The sequence below is a fragment of the Marisediminicola senii genome, assembly GCF_011057645.1.
Taxonomy (GTDB): domain Bacteria; phylum Actinomycetota; class Actinomycetes; order Actinomycetales; family Microbacteriaceae; genus Marisediminicola; species Marisediminicola senii.
In genome coordinates this window covers 1-5,324 of record NZ_JAALGE010000082.1, presented here as the reverse complement: position 1 = coordinate 5,324, position 5,324 = coordinate 1, and the positions used below count along the sequence as shown (strand labels likewise).

Below are 5,324 nucleotides of genomic sequence, written 5' to 3'. Positions count from 1 at the left end.
AGGCGGCGGTGGCCGAGGTCGTCACCGCCACCAGCACCCGGGACGGCATGACCGACCGCGTCACCCGGGCGCGCGGCGCCCACGACACCGTGGCGGCGCGGGTCGCCGAGCTGCAGCACCGCCTCAACGCCACCCAGGCCGTCGCCGACGCCGTCGGCATTCTCGCCGACCGGAGCGAGTCCGCCGCAAGCGCCACCGTCGCCCTCCGGGAGTCCCTCGACGAGCACGGATTCGCGGATGCCGCGGCCGTCGTCGCCGCGCGCCTCGACGCCCCCGCCATCGCCGCCATCGAACGCCGCATCCGCACCGCAGACGACGCGCGCGCTGCCGCCACCGCGACCCTCGCCGACGACGACATCGCCGCGCTCCCCGCAGACCCCGTCGACGCCGCCCCCACCGCGGAGGCGCTGGCCGCAGCCCAGGTGGCCCGCGATGACGCGGTCGGCCGCAGCGCCGCCCTCCGGGAGCGGGTCGAGCAGCTCGATCACCTCGTCGTCTCCGCACGCACGCGCATGGCAGCATCCACCGCCCTCATGGAGGAATACCGGCAGGTGCGCGAGCTCTCGACCGCGATCGAGGGCGGCGAGACCAATGAGAAACGCATGCGCCTCGAGACCTACGTGCTCGCCGCGCGGCTCGAGGAGATCGTCGCCGCCGCGAACGCCCGACTGCGCACCATGACCAGCGGACGCTATTCGCTCGAGCACGACGACTCGCTGCAGTTCCGGGGCGTGCGCTCCGGGCTCGCGCTGGCGATTCGCGACGAGCACAGCGGACGCTCCCGGTCGACCCAGTCGCTGTCCGGCGGCGAGACGTTCCTCGCGTCGCTCGCCCTCGCGCTCGGGCTCGCCGAGGTCGTCACGAACCAGGCCGGCGGCATCCGCCTCGATACCCTGTTCGTCGACGAGGGCTTCGGGTCCCTCGACAGCGAGACCCTCGAGATCGCGATGAGCACCCTCGACTCGCTGCGATCGGGCGGGCGCACCATCGGCCTGATCAGCCACGTCGACGCCATGAAGGAGCAGATCGCGGCCAAGCTGCGCATCACGGTCAACGAGCACGGGTGGAGCGAGATCGACGACGCATACAGCCTCGTCTAGAGCGCGACCTGGTCGAGCACCGGCCGTGCGCCCCGCAGACTTGACGGATGAGTTTCGACGCAGCATCCACCCCCCGCACCGAACCGGACTGGGTCGCCCACGCGATCTGGTGGCACGTCTACCCGCTCGGCTTCGTCGACGCACCGCAACAGGCGCAGCCCGACGTCACCCATCGCTTCACCCGCATCGGGGACTGGCTCGACTACGCCATCGAACTCGGCGCATCGGGCATCCTGCTCGGACCGATCTTCGCCTCCGAGACCCACGGCTACGACACCGTCGACTACTTCGCGATCGACAACCGTCTCGGTGACGAGGACGACTTTCGGGCATTCGCCGCCCGCGCACACGAGCTGGGCATCCGCATCCTGCTCGACGGAGTGTTCAACCACGTCGGGCGCGCGTTTCCCGCATTCCAGAACGCCCTCGCCGGCGGCCCCGAGACCGCGCTGTTCCGCCCAGCGCCGAGCATCGACGATGGACCCGTGGATGCCGCCGCGCCCCGTTTCGAGAACTTCGAGGGCCACGACGCGCTGGTAGCCCTCAACCACGCGAACCCCGCGGTGGCCGACCTCGTCCTACGCGTCATGAACCACTGGCTGGATGCGGGCGCCGACGGCTGGCGCCTCGACGCCGCGTACTCCGTCGACCCCGCGTTCTGGGCGAGCGTGCTCCCCCGGGTGCGCGAGCGACACCCCGACGCGTACATCGTCGGCGAAGTCATCCACGGCGACTACGCCGCCATCATCACCGAATCCACCATGGACTCGGTCACGCAGTACGAGGCGTGGAAGGCGATCCGCAACGCGATCAACGAACGCAACTTCTTCGAACTCGCCTGGACCCTCGAACGCCACAACGCCTTTCTCGACGCGTTCGTGCCCATGACATTCGTCGGCAACCACGACGTGACCCGCATCGCCAGCGCCATCGACGACCCTCGACACGTCGCGCACGCCATCGTCACACTGCTCACCATCGGCGGCACCCCGGCGATCTACTACGGCGACGAACGCGGGCTGCTCGGTATCAAAGAAGACCGTGCGGGCGGGGATGACGCGGTCCGGCCCGCCATGCCCGAGGGCGGGCCAGCGGCGCTCGACGACTCCGGCCACGAGCTGCTCGAGGTGCACCGCCAGCTCATCGGCATCCGACGCCGCAACGCATGGCTGCACACCGCCCGCACGACCGCGCACATCACGGAGAACGACGTGTTCGTCTACGAGTCGCGCAGTAGTGGTGGCGCAAGCTACGCGGGTGGCAGCGCAGGCGGTGACGGAACGGAGGTCGGCGGCGACGACCGCATCGTCGTGGCGCTGAATCTGAGCGACGGACCCGCGGAGTACGGCACCGACGGCACCGTGGGCCTGCTCGCCGGATCCGCCCGCATCGAGCAGCGGAACGCGGCATCCATTCTCATCATCGAGCCGCACGGCTGGGCGATACTCGGCCGCTGACGCGGGGCGAACCCGCCCTACAGGTCGTCGTAGTCGAACTCGGGGATGTCGGGTACGTCGGACATCTCTTCTGCCCACAGCGGCCTGGCCGGCTGCAGCGCCGCGGTCTTCTGTTCCAGCTCCTTGATGAGGGCGATGTCCACCGGGTCGTCAGGCGTGTTCTCGAGCGGCACAGAGAACAGTTGGCTCGCCGGGCCGATCAGAAAGTGCGCGAAGGCCAGGCCGCCGCCCGATTCGACGATGGGAAAGGTGACGACGTCGGACTTGCCGGCATCGCCGAGGGCCCGCGCGTATCGCAGCACGGCCTTGCAGGTTCGGTCACCGGTGATGACGCTTCCGCCCGCATAGTGGATTCTTCGCATGCGTACACAGTGACCCCATGCCGGGTCGGCGGCAAGGGCTTGCGCCCGGCCCCGAAAAGGTTTCGGAGTCAGCTGCGGGCCGAGAGCACGCAGAATTCGTTGCCCTCGGGGTCGGCAAGTACGACCCAGGTGACATCGTCAACGTTCTGGCCGACGTCGACCCTCGTCGCTCCGCGCTCGACGAGCGTCTGCACGGCCGCCGCCTGGTCGTCGTCCGGGCCCGGCGCCAGGTCGATGTGCAGGCGGTTCTTGACGGTCTTGCCCTCCGGCACCGGCACGAAGACCAGGCCGGGGCCCTGCTCGGCGAGCGGGATGTCGCGGCTGTCGTCCATCGCGTGCGGGGCGTCGACGCCCACCTCGTCCGGCTCCTCGTAGGAGATCACCCAGCCGAGCGTCTCTGCCCACCAGCGGGCGAGGGTGGCGGGGTCGTGACTGTCGATGACGACGGTGTACCAGCGGAGGCTCATCCGTTCAGTCTCGTCCGCCGGTCGCGGGGGCGCCAGTCACCACGCTGAACGCGCCGAAGCGACGGGGCGCCCGGCGGCGCACCACGCTACGCATCGAGACCTCGCAGCAAGAACCTGCCACTATGAACCCATGCCTGAGAACACTCAAGATGAGCCCCTGCAAGACATCCACCCCACCACCACCGACGACAAGGCTGCGGGCATCGTGCAGCAGGTCGCCGCAGACATCCAGCTCGGCAATGCCGACGTCGATGTCGCGGCCGAGATCCTGCAGCGCGCGAAGGAGTCCGGCGTCGAGATGACGGCCGACGAGGCATCCACCCACGCCGCGAAGATCTCGGGCGACTCAAAGTAGTCCGATCCCCGGCTGCGCTACTCCGGCGCGAAGAACGCCTTCGCGACCGCCGTCAGCGCGGCCGGGTCATCGGCCCCGCAGAGCTCGCGCGCGGAGTGCATCGACAGCAGCGCGATGCCCACGTCGAACGTGCGGATGCCGAGACGCGTCGCCGTCAGCGGACCGATCGTCGACCCGCAGGGCAGCGCGTTGTTCGACACGAACTCCTGGTACGCGACCCCGGCCTGCCGGCAGGAGCGTGCCCACTCGGCCGCGCCCACGGCATCGGTGGCGTAGCGCTGGTTCGCATTGATCTTGAGCAGCGGACCCGCGCCGACGATCGGCTGGTTGACCGGGTCGTGGCGCTCAGCGTAGTTCGGGTGCACGGCGTGCCCGGCATCGGCTGACATGCACCAGGAGCCGGCGAGGGCGCGGGCGTAGTCGTCGGAGGAGATGTCGCCCTTGATGCGCGAGAGCACCTGCTCGAGGAACGGTCCGCTGGCACCCGAGCGCGTCGCGGAACCGACCTCTTCGTGGTCGAACGCCGCGAAGACGGCGATCGGGGCGGTGGGGCCGGCGGCAGCATCCACCCCTGCCGTGACCTCGCTTGTCTCGGTATCCGCACCCGCCAGGGCGATGATGGCGGCGAGGCCGGAGTGCGTCGACGACAGGTTGTCGAGCCGCGCAGATGCGAACAGCGCGCCGTCGAGTCCGAACGCCGCGGATGGCTGCGTGTCGGCGATCGAGACGTCGTAGCCGGCGACGTCGGAACCCCGCCTGCTGGCGAGTGCGGCGAGCAGGCCGACGACGTCGGCATCGGCGAGGGAGCCGACGCCGAGCACCGGGTTGAGGTGCCGCTGCGGGTCGAGGGTCAGGCCCTCGGAGTTGACGCCGCGGTCGAGGTGCACGGCGAGCTGTGGAAAGCGCAGCATGGGCCCGGTGCGCACCAGCTCGACGCTGCCGTCGGCGAAGACGAGGCGGCCGGCGAGTTCGAGCTCGCGGTCGAGCCAGGAGTTGAAGAGCGGACCGCCGTAGACCTCGACGCCGGCCTGGATCCAGCCGCGCGTCGCGGTGGTCGGCTTCGGCTTGAGCTTGAACCCGGGCGAATCGGTGTGTGCGCCGACGATGCGGAACGGCGTGGTGGGTACCGCGCCCTCCGGGACGATCCAGGCGATGACCGCGCCGTCGCGCACGACGAAGAAGCGACCGGCGCCGGGGGTCCAGGAATCGGACTCGGCGAGGCCAGTGAATCCAGCGGCGCTCAGCCGGCGGGCGGCCTCGGCGGCGGCGTGGAATGACGACGGCGACGCGGCCACGTAGGCCGCCAGGTCGGCGAGGTGCGCGGACATAGTGTGCGCAGACACCGGCCGCGCCGAGGGGCGCGCAGACTCCGGGCGCGCAGACTCGGGCCGCGCAGAAACGTCAGGCGTCATGGATGACTCACGCCTCCGGTCGCTGGAACCACGGCGGGTACACCGCGACCTTCGGCTTGTGTGCCGCACCCGCCAGGATCTTCTTGACCTGGTCGCGCACCTTGTCGTTCGCGACCCCGAGCAGCGTCACCTGATCGACCGGGAACGACTCGCGCACGCGCCGGTCGGGCT

At 70.2% G+C, this 5,324-nt stretch carries 7 protein-coding genes; 3 read left to right on the top strand and 4 right to left on the bottom strand.

The window, feature by feature from the left end:
• Both G5S38_RS15050 and G5S38_RS15045 read left to right on the top strand, forming a co-directional pair.
• On the top strand, nt 1-1,100 hold a 1,100-nt coding region (locus G5S38_RS15050), incomplete at its 5' end, for an SbcC/MukB-like Walker B domain-containing protein (protein WP_268921091.1).
• A 47-nt stretch (nt 1,101-1,147) separates the two neighbouring features.
• Nucleotides 1,148-2,557, top strand: a complete 1,410-nt coding sequence (locus G5S38_RS15045) for an alpha-amylase family protein (protein WP_165070371.1) — start codon at nt 1,148-1,150, stop codon at nt 2,555-2,557.
• 17 nt (nt 2,558-2,574) lie between these two features.
• Here the strand turns inward: G5S38_RS15045 and G5S38_RS15040 are convergent, their stop codons facing one another.
• Both G5S38_RS15040 and G5S38_RS15035 read right to left on the bottom strand, forming a co-directional pair.
• Nucleotides 2,575-2,919: a hypothetical protein gene (locus tag G5S38_RS15040; RefSeq protein ID WP_165070369.1), complete on the bottom strand. Its 345-nt coding sequence runs from the start codon at nt 2,917-2,919 to the stop codon at nt 2,575-2,577.
• Between the two features lie 68 nt (nt 2,920-2,987).
• Entirely contained in the window at nt 2,988-3,386 is a 399-nt protein-coding gene (locus G5S38_RS15035) for a VOC family protein (protein ID WP_165070367.1), read from the bottom strand.
• Nucleotides 3,387-3,516: 130 nt separating this feature from the next.
• Between G5S38_RS15035 and G5S38_RS15030 the strand changes: the two genes are divergently transcribed.
• Nucleotides 3,517-3,741 carry a hypothetical protein gene (locus tag G5S38_RS15030; protein ID WP_165070365.1) on the top strand — a complete coding sequence of 75 codons (225 nt, stop codon included), beginning with the start codon at nt 3,517-3,519 and terminating at the stop codon, nt 3,739-3,741.
• Nucleotides 3,742-3,758: 17 nt separating this feature from the next.
• Here G5S38_RS15030 and G5S38_RS15025 read toward each other — a convergent pair whose 3' ends face one another.
• Together G5S38_RS15025 and G5S38_RS15980 are read right to left on the bottom strand one after the other, a co-directional pair.
• Complete coding sequence (locus G5S38_RS15025) at nt 3,759-5,069, bottom strand: M18 family aminopeptidase (RefSeq protein WP_165070373.1); 1,311 nt, start codon at nt 5,067-5,069, stop codon at nt 3,759-3,761.
• A gap of 91 nt (nt 5,070-5,160) precedes the next feature.
• Entirely contained in the window at nt 5,161-5,310 is a 150-nt protein-coding gene (locus G5S38_RS15980) for a DarT ssDNA thymidine ADP-ribosyltransferase family protein (RefSeq protein WP_407943856.1), read from the bottom strand.
• Between the last annotated feature and the right edge of the window lie 14 nt (nt 5,311-5,324).

What these genes read in the sequence shown, in the direction of transcription:
- G5S38_RS15045 (WP_165070371.1), top strand. Translation starts at nt 1,148, where the DNA reads ATGAGTTTCGACGCAGCATCCACCCCCCGCACCGAACCGGACTGGGTC.
- G5S38_RS15040 (WP_165070369.1), bottom strand. Translation starts at nt 2,919, where the DNA reads ATGCGAAGAATCCACTATGCGGGCGGAAGCGTCATCACCGGTGACCGA.
- G5S38_RS15035 (WP_165070367.1), bottom strand. Translation starts at nt 3,386, where the DNA reads ATGAGCCTCCGCTGGTACACCGTCGTCATCGACAGTCACGACCCCGCC.
- G5S38_RS15030 (WP_165070365.1), top strand. Translation starts at nt 3,517, where the DNA reads ATGCCTGAGAACACTCAAGATGAGCCCCTGCAAGACATCCACCCCACC.
- G5S38_RS15025 (WP_165070373.1), bottom strand. Translation starts at nt 5,069, where the DNA reads ATGTCCGCGCACCTCGCCGACCTGGCGGCCTACGTGGCCGCGTCGCCG.